This is a genomic window from Anaerococcus sp. C0059F3 (assembly GCF_056590475.1).
Genome location: NZ_JBWPWE010000004.1, coordinates 134,080 through 151,191 on the forward strand (window position 1 = coordinate 134,080; position 17,112 = coordinate 151,191).

The window sequence follows — 17,112 nt, forward strand, 5'->3', positions numbered from 1 at the left end:
TTCTCCTTAAAGTTTTAGGCCTATTACAAAGTTACCATTCCTATTTTCAGCAACCTCTATATCTATGGCAAGGTCTTTTGCATAAAGTTTTGCCAGATAAAGACCCATGCCTGTTGATTTATGAATCTTGTCAACTTCGCCTGTGAAGGCCTTTTCAAAGATAAAGGCTAGGTCTTGGTCGGCAACCTTTGGTCCGTTATTTCCTATATAAAGATTTTTACCCTTATTGGTAATATTTATAACTCCATCACAGTATTTAATGGCATTTGAAATAATCTGGGAAATGATAAATACCAGGGTATTTTTGTCAGTGAAAACTTTGGCTTCTCCTACTTCTTCCTTTATAATAATCCCCTCTTCTGCAATCAATGGATAATAGGCCTTGATGGCTTCATCCAGGCATTCTCTAAGGAGGACATCTTCCATCTTGTAGTCTTTTTTGTTTGCATCTACTCTTGCGTAGTAAAGGATTTGGTTGATATAATTTTCTATATTTGTGTTGGCAAGGCTTAACTTATCAAGGATTTCCCTGTCAAAATCATTTTTGTGGTTTTCAAGAAATAAATTTGCAAAAGCAAGGGGAGTTTTTATTTCGTGGGCCCACATTTCTATAAAATCCCTATAGGATATTAGCTTAGCCCTTGATTCTTCGAGCCTCTTATCCTTAATCTTTATAGCCCTTTGAAAGTCACCAAAGATTTGACCATAATCATGGCCAAATTCTGCTACAAGCAAATCCTTGGCCATAAAGGAATTATTTAGCAAAAATTCCTCTAGTAAGGCCTTTTTCTTATCATTTTTCCTTTTTATTGACCTAAGAATAAAGGCAAGGGCCAAAATTGTAAATAAGAGGATAAATATTATGAAATTTCTTATTAGGCCTGGACTTATTAGGTAAATTAAAAAAATAAATAAAGCATCCAAGGCAAGAAAGGCTATTATCCAAAGAAGTCCATCTTTTAATGTGCTATTCATCTATCTCTCCTAGACCGTAGCCCTGGCCTCTCTTGTTATAAATATTATAAGGGCCCAGATTTTTAAGTTTTTTACGTAGCCTTGTTATATTTACTTGCAGGATATTTTCGTCAATGTAAATTGTAGACCAAACTGCTTTTAAGAGGTCATCCTTTGTCACAATCTCTGGATAGGATTCCATTAGTTTTTTTATAATATCGGACTCTGTTTGTGGCAAAATTAGGTAGGCTTCCTTGTAGGATAATTTACATGTTGATAATTCAAGGCTTAAGTCACCTACACTTATAATATCTTGGAAATGATCAAATAGATCTAGGAGTTTTTCCATCCTCAAAATCAATCTCCTGGTATCAACTGGCTTGGCTAGATATTCATCAGCCCCTATTTCAAGACCCTTTATTTCATCTTCAATCCCAACCCTAGATGTGAGCATCAAAACAGGAATATTTGATTTTTCTTTTATTTCCCTACAAATATCAAAACCAGAAATCCCAGGAAGATTTATATCCAAAATCACAAGGTCAGGCCTCATTTTAAGGGCAAGATCATTTGCCTTTAGAAAATTATCCACGCTTGCCACTTCATATCCCATATTTTCAAGAAATTCCCTTAGTTCATTTAGGAGGTTTCTATCATCTTCAATTATTAAAATCTTCTTCATAATTAAGTATCCTTTCATAGCTCATTCTTAGGATAAACCTCAAAAATAGGCCCATTAAAATCAAAAGTGCTAGGCTGATTAAGGCTAAGCTTCCAATTATTTTGCTAAGTTTTAGTTTGAAAAATATATTCATTGTATATGGTATTTTGGTAAATAAAAATATTGACACAATAAGTGAAACAAGACCTACAGTGAGAAAAAGCGTTGTGTATTCCTTTTTGATTATAGCCCTTATTTCATCCATATCCTGACCCATCAAGCTTAGGATTCTTAATTTTTCCTTGGATTTTTCAAAGAGGATAAAGATCCTAATTGTAAAAAAGCTAAGCCCTGCCAGAATAAAAATAAAACTCAAATAAAAATAAGTGTAGAGATTTTCTGTAATTTGAGAAATAGCATTTTTCGCCTGCCAGATGTAGGATTCATACTTATAGCCCCCGTCGATGAAAGCCTGTCTTAGCATATCAGATCCTTTGGAAAAACCAAAGGAGTTTACAAAGTCTTTTGAAAGATTTATATTATAGGCAAAGGGTTCTTTTTTAGAAATCAAAGAGTCATAAACCTTATCATTAACAACAACCATACTGGCTAGGCCAATTACATCGTTAGAAAAAATCTTATTTGATTTTACAATATTTCTTAGCCTATAATTTTTGCCCCCTATTATAAGAGATGAGTCTTTCTTAGCTAGTGTCTCTTCAAGGGCATATTTTTCATTTTCTGTTTTTGCAAGAACAATAGCTTCATTATCTCCTAAGTCAGCTTCTATCTTATAAATATTTTCAAAAGAAGACTCTCTTAATAAAAACCCGGGCTCAAAATAAAATTCATTCCTACTTTGTCTATCAAGGCTGATATTTGCCTTAACCAGATTATTAAGTTCATCTGAATCAATATCCCAATACTCATAACCAAAAACCGGATAAATTTCCCCTATCATTTGAGCCATATCTTGGTCTTTCGATAGGATATCTATCTTTTCCTTAGAATCATAAAGGGTAAAGTCAGCTGGCCTTTCTAAGGCATTTCTGGACGCTATACTTGTTAAGATTGTGTAAGCCAGGATAAGGGTCCCTAAAATAAGCATAAAGCTTGTAAAAAGCAAGGAAGCCTTGTCTTTCTTAAAAGTTAGGCTCAAACTTTTCCTTACAATCAAATTCTTCCCGCTGGTCTTTTGGAGAATTTTTGATAATATAAAAAAAAGTATAAGCAAAAATATACTTATAAGACTTAGTAAGACCAGTAAATCTTCCCAAAAATAATCATAATTTAAAATTGTTCCTAGTAAAAACAAAACTAGTGCCAAAAATAAAAAAGAATCTGACCTTGACCTTATTTCTCCCCTAAAAATTTCATCAGGATTTTTCTTATAAAAATCTCTAACAATAGTGTAAATTGATAGGCTGTTTAAAAACAAACTTATAGCCAGGGTCAAAATAATGGCCTTAAATGATACGCTAAAATTATGGAAAGTCAGACCCAGACTTAGGACCTTTACAGTCAAAAGGTTTATAAATTCATTGATGAAAATAGATATGGATAGGCCCAAAATATTTGCCCTCAAAAGGTCTTTTAGGGAGTCTTTAAAAAGTAAGATAAATAATTTCTTTTGTCCTAGCCCTTCTGCCATCAAAAGCCCGATGTCATTTTTCCTCTCGCTTATCATGTAAAAACTTGCATAATAAATCAAAATAAAAATAAAAATTAGGGAAACTAGGTAAATTAGCCTGACCGTATCAAGGAGATAATACCTATTTTCCTCGTAGATATAGGAAAAAACTTCAGACTTATCGATGGATAAAATTATGTAGGATGTGATGGAAGATATTATTAAGATTAAAAGATAAAGTTTTTTGCTAGATTCATTTCTTTTCATCTTAAAAACTTCCTATCTGCATTTTCAATTCTTTCTAGAAATTCTTCCCTAGACTCATTTTCCTTACGTCTAAGCTCGTTATAAATCTTGCCGTCATCTAAAAATAAAACCCTATCTGTAAAAGAAATTGCTCTTGTGTCGTGACTTGCCATTATTATTGATCTTTTGTGGACCTTGTTATAAGTTTTTAAAAGTCTTAGGACATTTGCACTAAGCTTACTATCTAGAGAACTTGTTGGCTCATCTGCTAAGATAATCTTTGATTCTTTTATCAAAGCCCTAGCTATGGCTACCCTTTGCTTTTCCCCACCAGAAAGACTTTCAGGATAAGAATCAAGTATGTCTTCGATTTCTAAAATTTTTGCAATTTCTAAGACCCTTGCCTTATCTATTTGTTTATTTGAAATATTTAAAGGCAAGATTATATTTTCATAGGCAGTGAGAATGTCAATTAGTTTAAAATCTTGGTAAATATAGGAAATCACATTTTTCCTATAGGAAGAAATAGCCCTTCTATTGAAAAGGGAAATATCCTTATCATAATAGGAAATAGAGCCCTTATTAAAGGACCCTATGCTTGCTAGACAATTAAGGATAGTAGTCTTTCCCGAGCCGGACTTGCCCATTAAGCCTAAAAACTCGCCTTCAAGAAGGTCAAAGTTTAGCTGGGATAAGACTCTTTTGTCTTCCTTACCATAATATTTTTCAAGATTTTCTACTTTTAAAATTCTCTCAAATTTCATTGCTTACCTTTGTTTTTTATTTGACCTAAATCGTCAACCATTGTATAGGTGTCTTTTAGGCCTAGGAGCTTCTCATAAGTTTCATTAACATCTGCGGATCTTGAAACAATAACTTCTTTCCACCTACCTTGGCTGTTGTCTGTGAAGGATTCAATTAAGTTAATATCCTCATCATAGATATCATATGATCCCTTGTTTAAATCATCAAGACTAGTTACTTTGTAGCCGTTTTCTAGTTTTTCGACTTCTTTGTCGTAGCCATCTAAGAATTTTTCGTAAATCATTTCTTCATTACTAGAAATTATAGAGTCTTCCTTAGGATTTTTGCTATAATCGAAAGTATCTGTATAATAAATCTTTTTATTTGTATCTATCCAACATCTTTCATTGCCTTTTCTAAAGAAGATTACCCCATCAAGCTTGCCGCCAATATCAATATTTTTTTCTGAATCTCTAGCTTGTATATATTTATATGACTCGCCTGTATCAAGGTTTGTATTTTCGCTAACAACCACACTTGGATCTTCATCCTCGTGATTTAGATATTTTTCTACAAATTCTTTTTCTACTCCATCAACCTGGCCCAAATATTCTTCTACCTTGGCCTTCTTATCTCTTAATTCATTTTCATAGTCTTTTTGTCCTATAGATCCAGATGCCTTTAGAAAAATCCCTCCAAAAACTATTAGACCTATAAGTAACATTTCTTTTGCGTGTTTCATGATATCCTCCTTATTTTTTGTTAATTAAATAATAACATGAAATAAGGAAATATTTAATTACAAGTTTTGTAAGTATTCTTTTGCTCCACCTAGGTCTAAGATATTTTCTATAATATAAATAACTTTCAAAGAATCTGGTACAAGGACCATAAACTTATTTAAGGAAATATAGCCTTCTATAAGCCTTGGATTTTCAGCAAGATAAGCTTCTATATCAGAATATTCAAGTGGATTTTCCCTTAGGTTTTCAAAGTCTTTTTTAATTTTCGGTCCCAAAATGGTTGAAGACTTATCTTCCACATAATAATCAAGGGACTTTGTTTTTATATTTAGCATAAGAGCCAGGGTTTTGTTTATTTTTGTTGACCTAAAAGTCCTTAGGCCAGTCTCGCCATCGAGGTCTACAAAATGATAAGCCTCTTCACTTATCTCTTCGCATAAATCCTTTATTATTTCTTTTATTTTTTCATCAAAGTCAAGGCCCTCAGGATTTAATAAAATTTCTTCCATCTTTGCCCTTACTTCTCCGCTAATTTCAAATCCACCTGTTCCAGCAAAACTCCTGGCGTTTGCCTTATCAGAAAGGCTGACTCTAATTTTTCGAGTCTTGTGGTTTATGGCTTCGATTTTCCAAACCCCTCCAGAAAGGTAAATCCTATCGGCGATTCTTAAATTTTCTCCAAGTTCAATTTCTCCCAAGACTAGCTTATCAGTCTGGACCTTGTAAGTTTTTTTTGCCACAAATTGGTTATAAAAAGACCCCATGGTCATTAGTTTTTCAGCTTCCATGCCGACTATATATTGGCCGTCAATTTCTTCCAAAAAATCTTTTTCTAAAAGATATTTAGTTAGGGTCTTAAATTCTTCATCAGAAATATCTGCAAAAGATTTTAATTCTTGGTTTAATTTATAATATTCTTCTATAATCAGTCCATTTTTTTCAAGTAGAGTCGATAGGACCTGGTGGGCAAAAATATCATAAGATTTTCTTGGAATATCAATCTTATCAAGTTTTCCCTCTTCAAATAGCTTCAAGGACGAAAGAGCTTGGACTAGGTCCCACTTGTCGGTTGCTATTTGGTGGATTACTGATTTTCGAGTCCTTCTTCCTGACCTACCGAGTCTTTGAGATAAAGATAAAACCGAGGCTGCAGATCCTACTTGGATAACTTGGTCCACCGCCCCTATGTCAATTCCAAGCTCCAGGGTAGAAGTGGCAACAATTATAAAATCTTGCCTGCTGGTCTTAGCAAAATTTTCTATTTCAGTTCGCTTTAGCTTTGATATTGATGAATGGTGGGAGAAAACCCTAATCTCATAGGCTTTTTCTGCCACAAGTTTTTTTAGCAAATAGGATAGCTTTTCAACCTTGGCCCTAGAATTTGGAAAAACCAGGGTTGATTTTCCTAGGGAATATTCCAAAATTTTTTTAGCAATTTCTTCATTTACATCTGTGCATTCTATATAATCAAGACTTGTAACCAAGTCATTTTTCGACCTATCAAGGAGGATATTAGCCTCCCTCCCATTTAAGAAAAAATTTTTAGCTAGGTCGTAGTTTTTATCCCCGATAGTTGCAGAAAGGCCAAGCATTCTAGGGATTTTTTCTGTATAATTTTGTATTCTTACAAGGAGAGACTTTAATTGTAATCCCCTATTTGAATCCAAAAATCCATGGATTTCATCAACTATGATAAAATCTAGATCCTTAAATAATATTTCTGCCCTTCCCTTATCAGAAACTAGCATAGCCTCCAGAGATTCTGGAGTTATAAGTAAAATTCCTGAAGGATTTACCACAAGTTTTTCTTTTTGTGTCACAGATGCTTCCGAATGCCAACTTGTAACTCCTATATCAAGTTCCTCGCACATATCTGTAATTCTTTTAAATTGATCATTTATAAGGGCAATTAAGGGTGAAATATATAAAATTTTTAGTTTATTTTTTATATCTGTGGACTGGGAAATGGCTGGTAAAAAGGCAGCCTCAGTTTTTCCTGATGCTGTTGGAGCTGCTAAGATTAAATTATTTTCCGAACCATATAGGTGTTTAATAGCAGCATCTTGAATTTTTGTAAGTGATGGCCAGCCTTTTTCGTAGATATACTTTCTCATATCCCTGGCTAATAAATCATAAGAACTTGTCATATCACTTCTATTTCATCATCTAAATTGTCAGGGTCTTTAGAAACTGGAAGGAGGTTGCCAAATTTATCAGCTAAAAGGTCGGAAATTTCTGTCTCTGGATTTTGTCTTTTAATATCAAGTATTTCTATAAAGTCCTTGATTACTGCCCTTGGGGTCAAAAATTCATCGGCACCCGGCCTATTTAGCTGACCTTCCATGTAGGAAATTATTTCAGAACTTGATACATCTATTTCAGCTTTATAATGAGTATTGTAAATATTTACCAAATTTTCAAGCAAAGTATAAATCTCTTCGTCACTTAATACCTTAAGGCCGAGGACAGTTTTGTTGGTATTTACAAAATCACTATCCATAGAGGCTTCGCTTCCAAGCCTGCCTTTTAGGGCACCATAAGAAGCAAGGCCCCTAGATTCATCAAAAACAGTCTTTCTTGTTGCCCCAAAATTTATAAACAAACCCTTGGCTTGGTTTGACTTACATTCGTTGTAAATATTTAAAATCTTTTCGTAATTTCTTTCCCTGGTTGTGGCGTGTGGGAGTTTGTAGAGGTTTACCGCCTCATCAAAATTTATTACAAAACCAGCATAGCCAATTTCTTGAAAAAGCTCGGCAAGATTTTTTATAGCTTCAAAATAATTATCATCATTAATTATTTCATTTATGCCCAAGTCTTTTTTAGCTTCTGTCTTTGTGGTAATATCTCCCCTTATCCACCTCATAGCCTTAAGCTTTAAGATTCTGTTACCCGTAATAAAGCCCTCATAGTATGTTGAAATTGCTTGACCTAATTCATAGGAAAGCCCAACTGTCCTAAATTTTGCCAGAGTTTCAAGGATAATTCCTATTACATCGTCCTTATATTCGCCTCTCATCAAATCTTGTAAGTCGTATCCTTTGTCTGCGCTTAGCTTGGCAAAGATATTTGAAATCCATTCTTCAAAAATTATTTCAATTACATTGCCAGTCCTGGCGTTTTTTGTCTTGAGGTTTTCAATAATTGTAGAATATAAGTTTACAGCTTTCCTGTCTGTCGCATAAAATCTTCTTGATGGATTTAGATCAATGGTTGATGCTACAAAGTTTTTAGAAAGGGCTAGGTTTTCTATGGTTTTAAGCATAAAAGACTTGCCGGACCCGAAATCGCCAACCCAAAACCTTAGGTCAGAATCTCCATTTTCTATATTTGCCAAAATCTTTATAAGCTCGTCAACTTCAGCCTTTCTGCCTACAAGGAGGTGGCCAAGGCCAATGTCTGGCACAACTCCCGCTTCAAGACTTTTTATAATAGTGCTCGCTTCTTTTGGATTTATCCTATCCATCAATTAACTCCTTTACCATTTGTTCATAAAACTCATCAATAAGGATCCTGTCATCCTCAATTACCAAAGTCTGATCATTTATATATTCAAATAATTCGTCATTAATATTATTAATAAAAACATTTAAGAAAAGCCCTTGATCCATAGCAAGGCCAGTCGCTTCCTTCTTTGAAATAAAGCCTTCTTTTAAGATTTTTTCTAGAAAAGATTTTGCTGATGAAGAAATCTTTTCATTAGAAATTTGATTTTCTTCCTTTTTATCCTCGGTCTTAAGTTCTTCTGGAATTTCCTCATTCACAGGAAGTTCTTCATCTCCGCCAACAAAATCATTTATGGTTTGGACTGTCTTTGACAAGTCTTTCCTTGATTTTTTCACAAGGCTTTTATCAAGTTTAATCCTCTTAGCCTTAATTTCCCTAAGGTCTAAAACTTCTGAAACTAGGTCAATATCAAAGTTTCTATCCTTAATTAGGTCCAAAAAATCTTGGTAATTTTCGTCCCTAATTATTTCAAAAAGTGCCTTTTTATCTTTTGGTCTTTCCATATTATTTTTGAAAATATAGTAAAGTGCCAAGACCCTTGTCGGCGTAAAATCAGCTTTTAAAAGACTATCTAAAATTTCTCCAAAATTTTCCCTATTATCAAAAGACCTTAGGATTTCTTCTTGGCGGTCAAGATTCAAACTTTCTATGAAAGCCGCTATATCATTTGATTTTTGAGGATTTTCCTTAAGATATCCCAGGTAAATTTCTTCTATTTTTTTATTTTCCAAATTATCAAGAAAAACTAATTGATAATCCATAAAAACACTCAAGATGTCATCGCATTGGTTTTCTAAGAGAATATCTATAGCCCTTTGGGTTTTAATCCCAGCTAAGAAGGAAAATTTATTCCTAACATTAGCCTCTGTCATTATAAATAGGCTATCCAAAAGATTTTTCGAAAGTGTATAGGGCCTGGCGTAAGTTTTTAAAATATCGCTATTAATTTCAGGCCTTGTAAAAATTATTTTCAAACTTTTAAGGAATAAATTTATAGTTAGGTCTGCCAAAATCGGATTTTCCCAAAGGACATTTCTCCTTTGACTTAATTGGAGTAGGGCCCTTTCCTCATCTTTTTGAAAATCATACCTATCACGAAGTTTCCCATCCATATCCCAAAATACAGCCACTTTCCCTGATGCGGTTAGGTTATAAAAATCAATTACATCCTTGCTTAGGCTTGGAAATTTTTTTAAAAAATCTTCAGCAACTGGACCAAAAAGAGGTTCTAAATCTCTATTTATAAGACTTTTTATGTTCCTATAGATCCTTGCCGATTTTTTTTCGTGGTAGGGATCTATAAAATCCTCAACATAGTCACGGGCTAGGACGTAAAGTTGGTTATAAAAATAAGGAGACTTTGTAATTTTCACTTCTTTTTCGCCAAGCCTTGCAAACTTTATATAAAGCTTTAGGCTCTGTGACTTAACCTGACTTGGCACATCCAAAAGATTACCTGTAAGCCTTAGTTTTGACACGTAATAGCCGTCGTTTTTCTCTCCTAGGTCAAGGTTGATAGAAGCTTTGACTTGGTCAGTATTAATTTTTCTTTTAATTTTCTTTTTATCTACATCTTTGATATCATTAAGTAAATTTTCAATCAAAGCCTTAATATCATCCATGGCCCCTCCTTTTTCTAGCTTATGTATCATTATACTGCTGTAAGGAGCTTTTCTAAAGGCAAAAAATTCCAATAAAAAAAGTGCCGAAGCACTTTTTTACTTAGTAATTATCTTCATTAGGTCATTTACAGATGAATCGTAAACTGGACCAAACCTTAACATATATTTCATTAAAATATAGAGTCTATAGAAATTAAGACGTTGTTGATAGCCTTCATCAAGTGGCATTAGGTCCTTGTATTCCTCATAGAAAGCCTTTCTAAAACCGCCAAAAACTGTTGAAACTCCAATATCAAATTCCCTATCACCATAAAGTGGTGATGGGTCAAATACGATTGGTCTTTCGTCTTCATCAAACATAAAGTTTCCTGCCCATAGGTCGCCGTGGAGTAAAACCGCTTCTGACTTATGTTTATCAAGCTCTCTTTCTATGACAAACCTTACTTCTTCGTACCTAATCCTATCCTTATCATCCCAAAGTTTGGTTTTTATAAGCATATCTCTTAGCTTGTCCATTCTCTCGAAAAGAAAAACTTCCTTCCAAGTGTCTTTAAATTCATTGTCAAAATCACAAGCTGTACCAATAAATGGATAAGGAAAACCAAATTTCCCATCAGGACTTTTTATCTTGTGAATATCTGCAATAACCTTAGCCAAGTCTTCCTGGCTACCAGCTCTTTCTTCGTGATGGTAGGTCATGAGTAAATATGCTGACCCATCTATATCCCCACTTGCGAGGGCTCTTGGCGCAAAAATTCCATTTTCTTCAAATAACTTAAGTCCGGCTTTTTCACATTCAAAAAATGAAGCATCTTTGTTTTTATGGACCTTCATAAAATAAGATCCACCATCAGCCTCAAGCTTGTAGGAATCATTCACATCCCCACCTTCAATTGGGCTGATATTTGTTACATTATTAATAGGTAATAATTCTATAATTTTTTCCATAATATCCCCTATTCTTTCTTTACTTATAATTTACTATATTTTTTAAAATTTACTAGAAAATCCCCCAATCATAAAAGATTAGGGGATTGTAATTACTTATTGTTGTAACATTTTTTCTGCTTTTTGAATTAATTTTTCTGACTTATCCATCAGTGCTAAAAGTCTATCTTTGACTTTCTCTACCTTATTTGGAGCAGCTTCAAACAATAGTTTTACTGCTGATATTTGTGTCTTATTTTCGCTGATAGATTGTTCTAATCTTTCTCTTTGTTCTTTAGAAAGTTTCTTATCTGTTTTAGGGCTTTCTTCCTCCTTAGCTTGACCAAAGTACATTGTGTAGTCACCAACAAGACCTGTAGCAGCAGAGCCTGACTTGTCAGCGTAACCAAACTCAACTCCTACATAGTTTAATCCACCTGCGTAGATGATACTTAGGCCCATGTGGTCATATTCAGGGTCTAGGATGATGTGAAGGTGGGCGTTGCCGTTGTTGTAAACACCGTTTGATTCTTTTAGAAGATCATATTCACTCTTGCCTCCAAAGTTTGCCCTCTTGCTGTAAGCCCATTGGTTGAAGGCCTTTGATGGTGTATATGGATCAGAGTTGTTAGCAAGGATTTCTGCATAAGTTCTTGTTCCATTTGGAAGAGCTGCTGTAGCACAATCACTACCGTCAGGTCTTTGGTGAGAAAGTCCTGTAAGACTAACTTCATACATCCTTTGAATGGTTATTTTTTCAAGGTCTGTTGACCACTTTGTTCTATTGATGTAGGCTTCTTTTGATGTGATTCCCTTAGTCTTTAAATATTCTCTTAGCTTCATATTAGTTGGATTTGATTCAGCATCAGAAATATATGGTACATTTTCATCCCACATCTTTGCTCTTAAGTTTCTAATTGCTGCAAGAGCTTGAGATTTATTTTCCTCATCTTGTTTTAAATTTAAGGTGATAGCCTTACTTTCAAAATTTTTTGTAGAAATACCAAAATCAAGCTTTTGGCTCGCATAAGCTACATTTTCACTTTGAGGATTTACAAATGCTAGGCTATTTGCTGATAAACTTGCTAATAGCGCTAAGGCTAGAACTTTTTTTGTTTTTTTCATGACTGCTCCTTTATATTTATTAGTACTATTATAACATAAGTTACTTTTATAACAAAATATTTTATTGTAAAGTTACATTAAAATCTTTAATTATTTACCTTCAAAAAAATTCAATATATCATTATAAACCATTTTTTTGTCGGTTTCATTTAGAATTTCGTGTTTCATATTTTTATAGACCTTATTTTGGATATTTTTATAACCAATTGATTTTAAAAAATCTAGACTGGACTTAATTCCCTTATCTCCCTTGGTTATAATGTCATCTTCGCCAACCATATTATAAATTTCCAAATCCTTATTTTTACATTTATATGTGGATTTTTGGCCTAATTTTTTATTAATCTCTACTAAGACCCTTGAATAACCAGTCTTAAACTTAAAAATCCTAAGTGGGTCATTAGCTTTTATTCCTATATTTTCCACATCATATGAGATAAATTCCAAACCCTTTGCCCCAACAAGGGCATCGATCAACCTACTCTCTCCCTTATCTCCAAAGTAAAAACATCCTATATTAAAGAAAAATAAGGCAAAGGCTGATAGAGGATTTGTTGGCACAGTTCCAGTTAAAATAAGTTTGTCTATTAAATCATCGTTTTTCCTTATAAATAATCTAGCAAGCATAGATCCCATTGAATGGCCTAACATGTAGTATTTAAGGCCTGGATATTCTTTTTTCATGTATTTTGCAATCATTATCTCATCGTCCACGATCTCTTCTGCCCTTTTCATATAGCCATTTGGATAGGTAGTTGAAATTGATTTGCCGTGGCCCCTGTGATCGCCTATTACAACTATGTATCCGTTTTCATTTAAAAAGTTTGCAAAGTCTAGATAATTTCCCGAATGTTCTGCCACACCGTGGATTAGTTGAACAATAGCCTTGGGATTTTCACAACTTAATATCCTTACAAAAGAGTCAAAACCATCGGTATTTGTAAGGTAGGCTTCCTCATAAAATCTATCCTTTTTTACAGTCTGCCTCCTAAAAAACTTCTTTGTCATATCAAGTGACTTATAACGAATTTCCTTAATCAAATAATAAATTTGTGGAATGAGTAAAATTAATAAAATAATTATTATTTTGTTCATTAGCATATCCTCCCTTCTGCTTTGGCCAAGTCTTCCTTGCCCTTGTATGCTATGGATGTTTTTATAATAATTTCTACAGCCTTGACCATATTTTCAAGACTCATAGATCCCGTACCCCTCTTATCTAAAACCTGAGCTGGCAAATATGGGACATGGATAAAGCCTGCTGATATATTTTTGTATTTATCGGCAAAATACAAGTCGTTATACATGATGAAATTGCAAACATAGGTACCAGCTGAGTTTGAAACTGAAGCAGGAATTTCTTCTTTTCTAAGATTTTCAACTATTGCCTTAATTGGCAGTGTCGAAAAATAGGCATTTTCCCCGTCCCATCTTATTTTTTCATCAATAGGCATCTTCCCATCGTTATCAGCAATCGAAGCATCTGCTATATTTATAGCCACTCTTTCTACTGTAATATCAGTCCTTCCGCCTGCTTGGCCAAGAGAAATGACTATATCTGGCCTTGTTTTGATTATTTTCTTTTCAAGTATATCTGCACTTCCAACAAACCTAGTAGGAAGCAAAAGTTTTTCTAACCTGTGACCATCAATTTCATCTCCGAGCTTATCTAAAATTAGACTTGCCGGGTTTATTTGTTCTCCGCCAAAGGCATCAAATCCTGTAATTAAAATTTTCATAATTCACCTCTATATTTATTTACCATAAAGTGTCAGTTTTTAAACAAAATAATATAAATTTATAGTATAGTGATGAAAAGGAGATAAGTATGGATATTAAAGCAATTTCAGGCGACGACTTATTAAAACTTGACCCAACATATAAAATTATCGACGTAAGAACTGAAGAAGAATATAAAAATGGCCACATCAAAAATGCCATAAACATTCCACTTGATAAAATTTTGGAAAATGACTTTGACCTTGGAAAAGATGAAAAACTCATAATCCATTGCAGGACAAATGGCAGATCTAAGATGGCTGTTAAAAAACTAGCTGCACTTGGCTATAAAAACCTAAGCCTTGCCCCAGGAGTTGAACTCTTTGACTATAAGCTAATTAAATAAAAGGCCTTGCTCGGCAAGACCTTTATTTGTTTATGTTTTTTTCTAAAACTTTACCTGCCAAGTATCCACATAGGACTGACAAGACTATAAGCATCAACCAACAAACTATAAAATGACTTACATTGGAGTAGTCAATAAATTTTCCAACACCATGGAAGGACCCAGGTCTTTCAGTAAAACCTGTTAGTCTTAAGATGGAATCATAGCCATTTTTACTAATCATAAGGCATGATATGGCTTGGAGATACAATTTTTCAAGTTTGATATTTCCTGCCAAAACCAGTTGAATTAATAAGACAAAAGGCATGACAGTCATTGCTATTTCTGTATTTTTAACTGCTGCAGAAATTAAAATTCCAAGGGCATTGGCAGCATAGATAATAAGGAAAAAACTAATAAATAGTCCAAGAATTACAATATAATTATCCATATTTTGATGGTAAAAAATTGTAAGAAGTATTGTTATTATTAAAGCTTCTATTAAAACTATCAAAAGACCGAAGATCATATGACTGGCTATATATGATTTTATATCTAGTCCTTCCCTATATTCGTGTTTTATTATGTCTCTTTCCTTGCAAATTGATGTGATGGAGTTAAAAATCCCTAGCCACAAACAAGCACAAGCCAAGATAAATACAGCTGTTCCAGCATCAGACGATGTTGTTAAAAAACTATCTGGACCAGTTATGAGCCTTACTATTAAAGGTGTAGTGATAGCTCCTAGTAAAATTACTAATTTTGACTTATTTTTAAAATCCCTAATTAATTTTCCATAATAAACTTTTATCTGTTCTTTTTTAGATAGATAATTCATCTCTTTCCCCTTTATTAAATCTTTCTACATAATAATCCGTATCATCTAAAAGTCTATCGACAATTGTTTCAATATTTTTTGTATCAAAAAATTCCATAGCTTCATCTGGGCTTCCATAAAAGGCTAGTTCACCACAATTTTCAGTCTGACTTTTACCCAGAACTAAGATTTTATCATATAATTCTACAGTCCTATCTGGGCTATGGGAAATTACCATAATTATCTTGCCATTATCTGCTATTGTCCTTAGGTTTGCCATAATCGACCTTGCATTATAGCCGTCAAGCCCAGAATCTGGCTCATCTAGCAAAAAAACTACAGGTGATGCAATATATTCACTGGCTATGGATAGCCTTTTTCTCTCACCTCCAGATAAATCTTTTACTAAGGAATCTTTTAGCCTTGAAAGGTTCATCATATCAAGGATTTCTATTACGTAAGCATCTAATAAGTTATCATCCTTGGTAAAGTCCCTAGGAAGTTTTAATTCCCCAGAGTTTTTAAGAGTCATAAAAACCGTATCATTGTCTCTAGATAGGTCAAATTGAGGTACTGTCGACACCATTCTTTTGGCCAAATCAAAGTTTTTGGCAAAGTCAATATTGCCTATACTTATTTGAGCCTTTGAGTTATGTTCATTTAAAAATTCATTGAAAAATGTGGATTTGCCAGCTCCTGATGATCCTAGAACTAAGATAAGTTCCCCTGGTTTTGCTTCAAATTTAATATCCTTAAGTAGGGTTTTAGGACCATTTTCTGTCATAACCACTTTTTCTTTAATATCTACATCCAGGATATCATCCTTATCTATATTTACAGCAAAAATAGCCTTGGATCTTTTCTGATAGTCTTCTAATTCTTTTTGATAAATTAGGAAATCATCCCTTAGGATAAACATCCTTCCGTCTTTTTGGACAAAATCATTATTATTAAATAAAATTTCATCATAAATTTTTTTATTATTTAAGAAAAGTCCCTCAGAAGGTGGCTTGATTACAAGTCTAGCATTTTCATATCTTATAAAATCGACATCTAAGTTAAAGCTTCCATCAACTTTTTGCTTTTCCCATATAACATCTTCCTGATCTAAAATTGTATAAATTAGGATAAGGCCTTTTAATTCTATTAGATCATTGTTATGAAGATAATATTTATTGGTGGAGTCTATAATTTTTTTGTTTACAAATAGGTTCGAACTTGGATTAACCTCAATATAATAGCCCTTATAATCATTTGCTAAGACAACATCATTTTCTAAGATAATTTCCTTATTAAACTTTATAATTTCTGGATTTTCACCTATTTTAATTATAAGAGGATAAATATCGGTATTTAAAATCTTATCTGACGCATTTATGCTTTTACTGAGATTGTCATATATATCTATAAGAGGTTTTGCAATTGGTCCAGTCTTTTTTGTCGTATCCTTTAAATCAAGAAAAGACGTCCTCTTAACCCTAGGCCCGTCGTTTCCTACAAGAATTCCACAATTAGGGCAATATTTATAGCCTATTTTTAATTCATAAGAACACTGAGGACATTTTTCTTTTAACAAATACTTATCCATTTAATTCTCTCTTTTGTCCGCAAACAGGGCAAAAATTTGCGTTTGCCTCATATATGGCCCCGCAATTAGGACATTTTCTAGTTGCATTTGTTAGGATAATTATTTGCTTATTTAGGTCTGTGAGTCTTTCATATAATTTTTTTATATTTTCTCTTTCCTCTTTAAAATCTGGTAGACTTTCGCCTTTTTCTAACCTATCATAAAGCTCACATCCCATAAGCCTTAGAGCTTGATTCATCTCTTCTTCCAAATTTTTATATTCTTTTTTTAGTTTATTTTCTTCTATTTTTGTTTTAGCAGATTCACTAACCTTGTTAGAAGCCTTACTAACTTTTGAAAAAACACTGTCTAAAAAATCCATAATTAATCCTTTCTTATGATTCTATACTAGCACAATTTAGCTTGTTAATCAATTGATTATTTTATTAGAAATTCAATATGCAA

The 17,112-nt window shown here is 33.3% G+C and carries 16 protein-coding genes; 1 reads left to right on the forward strand and 15 read right to left on the reverse strand.

Going from position 1 to position 17,112, the window contains the following annotated elements:
* Positions 1-6: 6 nt before the first annotated feature.
* The 12 genes from AC1EJ5_RS03940 to pcp all read right to left on the reverse strand — a co-directional run bounded on the left by AC1EJ5_RS03940 (position 7) and on the right by pcp (position 13,898).
* Positions 7-975: a sensor histidine kinase gene (locus AC1EJ5_RS03940; RefSeq protein ID WP_223420033.1), complete on the reverse strand. Its 969-nt coding sequence runs from the start codon at positions 973-975 to the stop codon at positions 7-9.
* A complete protein-coding gene (locus tag AC1EJ5_RS03945) occupies positions 968-1,636 on the reverse strand; it encodes a response regulator transcription factor (protein ID WP_223420030.1) in 669 nt (222 codons plus the stop codon). The genes AC1EJ5_RS03940 and AC1EJ5_RS03945 overlap by 8 nt, the downstream gene beginning before the upstream one ends.
* Positions 1,614-3,512, reverse strand: coding sequence for an FtsX-like permease family protein (locus tag AC1EJ5_RS03950; protein WP_223420028.1), 1,899 nt, complete (start codon positions 3,510-3,512; stop codon positions 1,614-1,616). The genes AC1EJ5_RS03945 and AC1EJ5_RS03950 overlap by 23 nt, the downstream gene beginning before the upstream one ends.
* Positions 3,509-4,255, reverse strand: coding sequence for an ABC transporter ATP-binding protein (locus AC1EJ5_RS03955; RefSeq protein WP_479814665.1), 747 nt, complete (start codon positions 4,253-4,255; stop codon positions 3,509-3,511). Before AC1EJ5_RS03955 ends, AC1EJ5_RS03950 begins: the two co-directional genes overlap by 4 nt.
* The gene (locus AC1EJ5_RS03960) at positions 4,252-4,977 is read right to left on the reverse strand and encodes a hypothetical protein (protein WP_479814667.1); all 726 of its coding nucleotides are present in this window, start codon (positions 4,975-4,977) and stop codon (positions 4,252-4,254) included. The genes AC1EJ5_RS03955 and AC1EJ5_RS03960 overlap by 4 nt, the downstream gene beginning before the upstream one ends.
* A gap of 57 nt (positions 4,978-5,034) precedes the next feature.
* The gene (locus AC1EJ5_RS03965; RefSeq protein ID WP_479814669.1) at positions 5,035-7,125 is read right to left on the reverse strand and encodes a DEAD/DEAH box helicase; all 2,091 of its coding nucleotides are present in this window, start codon (positions 7,123-7,125) and stop codon (positions 5,035-5,037) included.
* Positions 7,122-8,444: an ATP-binding protein gene (locus AC1EJ5_RS03970; protein ID WP_479814670.1), complete on the reverse strand. Its 1,323-nt coding sequence runs from the start codon at positions 8,442-8,444 to the stop codon at positions 7,122-7,124. Before AC1EJ5_RS03970 ends, AC1EJ5_RS03965 begins: the two co-directional genes overlap by 4 nt.
* Positions 8,437-10,107 carry a tellurite resistance TerB C-terminal domain-containing protein gene (locus tag AC1EJ5_RS03975; RefSeq protein ID WP_223420016.1) on the reverse strand — a complete coding sequence of 557 codons (1,671 nt, stop codon included), beginning with the start codon at positions 10,105-10,107 and terminating at the stop codon, positions 8,437-8,439. Before AC1EJ5_RS03975 ends, AC1EJ5_RS03970 begins: the two co-directional genes overlap by 8 nt.
* A 96-nt stretch (positions 10,108-10,203) precedes the next feature.
* Entirely contained in the window at positions 10,204-11,055 is an 852-nt protein-coding gene (locus AC1EJ5_RS03980) for a fructosamine kinase family protein (protein WP_223420014.1), read from the reverse strand.
* Positions 11,056-11,151: 96 nt separating this feature from the next.
* Positions 11,152-12,159: a CAP domain-containing protein gene (locus AC1EJ5_RS03985; protein WP_479814673.1), complete on the reverse strand. Its 1,008-nt coding sequence runs from the start codon at positions 12,157-12,159 to the stop codon at positions 11,152-11,154.
* Between the two features lie 90 nt (positions 12,160-12,249).
* Positions 12,250-13,254: an alpha/beta fold hydrolase gene (locus tag AC1EJ5_RS03990; protein ID WP_479814675.1), complete on the reverse strand. Its 1,005-nt coding sequence runs from the start codon at positions 13,252-13,254 to the stop codon at positions 12,250-12,252.
* On the reverse strand, positions 13,254-13,898 hold the full coding sequence (gene pcp / locus AC1EJ5_RS03995; RefSeq protein WP_479814677.1) for a pyroglutamyl-peptidase I: 645 nt from the start codon (positions 13,896-13,898) through the stop codon (positions 13,254-13,256). Before pcp ends, AC1EJ5_RS03990 begins: the two co-directional genes overlap by 1 nt.
* A gap of 89 nt (positions 13,899-13,987) precedes the next feature.
* On the opposite strand from pcp, the gene AC1EJ5_RS04000 reads away from it, so the two are divergent.
* Entirely contained in the window at positions 13,988-14,284 is a 297-nt protein-coding gene (locus AC1EJ5_RS04000; RefSeq protein WP_223420003.1) for a rhodanese-like domain-containing protein, read from the forward strand.
* Between the two features lie 22 nt (positions 14,285-14,306).
* Here the strand turns inward: AC1EJ5_RS04000 and AC1EJ5_RS04005 are convergent, their stop codons facing one another.
* From AC1EJ5_RS04005 to AC1EJ5_RS04015, 3 genes are read right to left on the reverse strand one after another with little or no spacing between them, the layout of a single operon-like run.
* A complete protein-coding gene (locus AC1EJ5_RS04005; protein WP_223420001.1) occupies positions 14,307-15,101 on the reverse strand; it encodes an ABC transporter permease in 795 nt (264 codons plus the stop codon).
* Positions 15,085-16,668, reverse strand: coding sequence for an ATP-binding cassette domain-containing protein (locus tag AC1EJ5_RS04010; RefSeq protein ID WP_479814679.1), 1,584 nt, complete (start codon positions 16,666-16,668; stop codon positions 15,085-15,087). Before AC1EJ5_RS04010 ends, AC1EJ5_RS04005 begins: the two co-directional genes overlap by 17 nt.
* The gene (locus AC1EJ5_RS04015; protein WP_223419996.1) at positions 16,661-17,029 is read right to left on the reverse strand and encodes a zinc ribbon domain-containing protein; all 369 of its coding nucleotides are present in this window, start codon (positions 17,027-17,029) and stop codon (positions 16,661-16,663) included. Before AC1EJ5_RS04015 ends, AC1EJ5_RS04010 begins: the two co-directional genes overlap by 8 nt.
* Between the last annotated feature and the right edge of the window lie 83 nt (positions 17,030-17,112).

Excerpts from the sequence above, each read along its gene's own strand:
- AC1EJ5_RS03940 (WP_223420033.1), bottom strand. The coding sequence starts at position 975 with ATGAATAGCACATTAAAAGATGGACTTCTTTGGATAATAGCCTTTCTT.
- AC1EJ5_RS03950 (WP_223420028.1), bottom strand. The coding sequence starts at position 3,512 with ATGAAAAGAAATGAATCTAGCAAAAAACTTTATCTTTTAATCTTAATA.
- AC1EJ5_RS03965 (WP_479814669.1), bottom strand. The coding sequence starts at position 7,125 with ATGACAAGTTCTTATGATTTATTAGCCAGGGATATGAGAAAGTATATC.
- AC1EJ5_RS04010 (WP_479814679.1), bottom strand. The coding sequence starts at position 16,668 with ATGGATAAGTATTTGTTAAAAGAAAAATGTCCTCAGTGTTCTTATGAA.
- AC1EJ5_RS04005 (WP_223420001.1), bottom strand. The coding sequence starts at position 15,101 with ATGAATTATCTATCTAAAAAAGAACAGATAAAAGTTTATTATGGAAAA.
- AC1EJ5_RS03985 (WP_479814673.1), bottom strand. The coding sequence starts at position 12,159 with ATGAAAAAAACAAAAAAAGTTCTAGCCTTAGCGCTATTAGCAAGTTTA.
- AC1EJ5_RS04015 (WP_223419996.1), bottom strand. The coding sequence starts at position 17,029 with ATGGATTTTTTAGACAGTGTTTTTTCAAAAGTTAGTAAGGCTTCTAAC.
- AC1EJ5_RS03990 (WP_479814675.1), bottom strand. The coding sequence starts at position 13,254 with ATGAACAAAATAATAATTATTTTATTAATTTTACTCATTCCACAAATT.
- AC1EJ5_RS03945 (WP_223420030.1), bottom strand. The coding sequence starts at position 1,636 with ATGAAGAAGATTTTAATAATTGAAGATGATAGAAACCTCCTAAATGAA.
- AC1EJ5_RS03975 (WP_223420016.1), bottom strand. The coding sequence starts at position 10,107 with ATGGATGATATTAAGGCTTTGATTGAAAATTTACTTAATGATATCAAA.
- AC1EJ5_RS04000 (WP_223420003.1), top strand. The coding sequence starts at position 13,988 with ATGGATATTAAAGCAATTTCAGGCGACGACTTATTAAAACTTGACCCA.
- AC1EJ5_RS03980 (WP_223420014.1), bottom strand. The coding sequence starts at position 11,055 with ATGGAAAAAATTATAGAATTATTACCTATTAATAATGTAACAAATATC.
- AC1EJ5_RS03960 (WP_479814667.1), bottom strand. The coding sequence starts at position 4,977 with ATGAAACACGCAAAAGAAATGTTACTTATAGGTCTAATAGTTTTTGGA.
- pcp (WP_479814677.1), bottom strand. The coding sequence starts at position 13,898 with ATGAAAATTTTAATTACAGGATTTGATGCCTTTGGCGGAGAACAAATA.
- AC1EJ5_RS03955 (WP_479814665.1), bottom strand. The coding sequence starts at position 4,255 with ATGAAATTTGAGAGAATTTTAAAAGTAGAAAATCTTGAAAAATATTAT.
- AC1EJ5_RS03970 (WP_479814670.1), bottom strand. The coding sequence starts at position 8,444 with ATGGATAGGATAAATCCAAAAGAAGCGAGCACTATTATAAAAAGTCTT.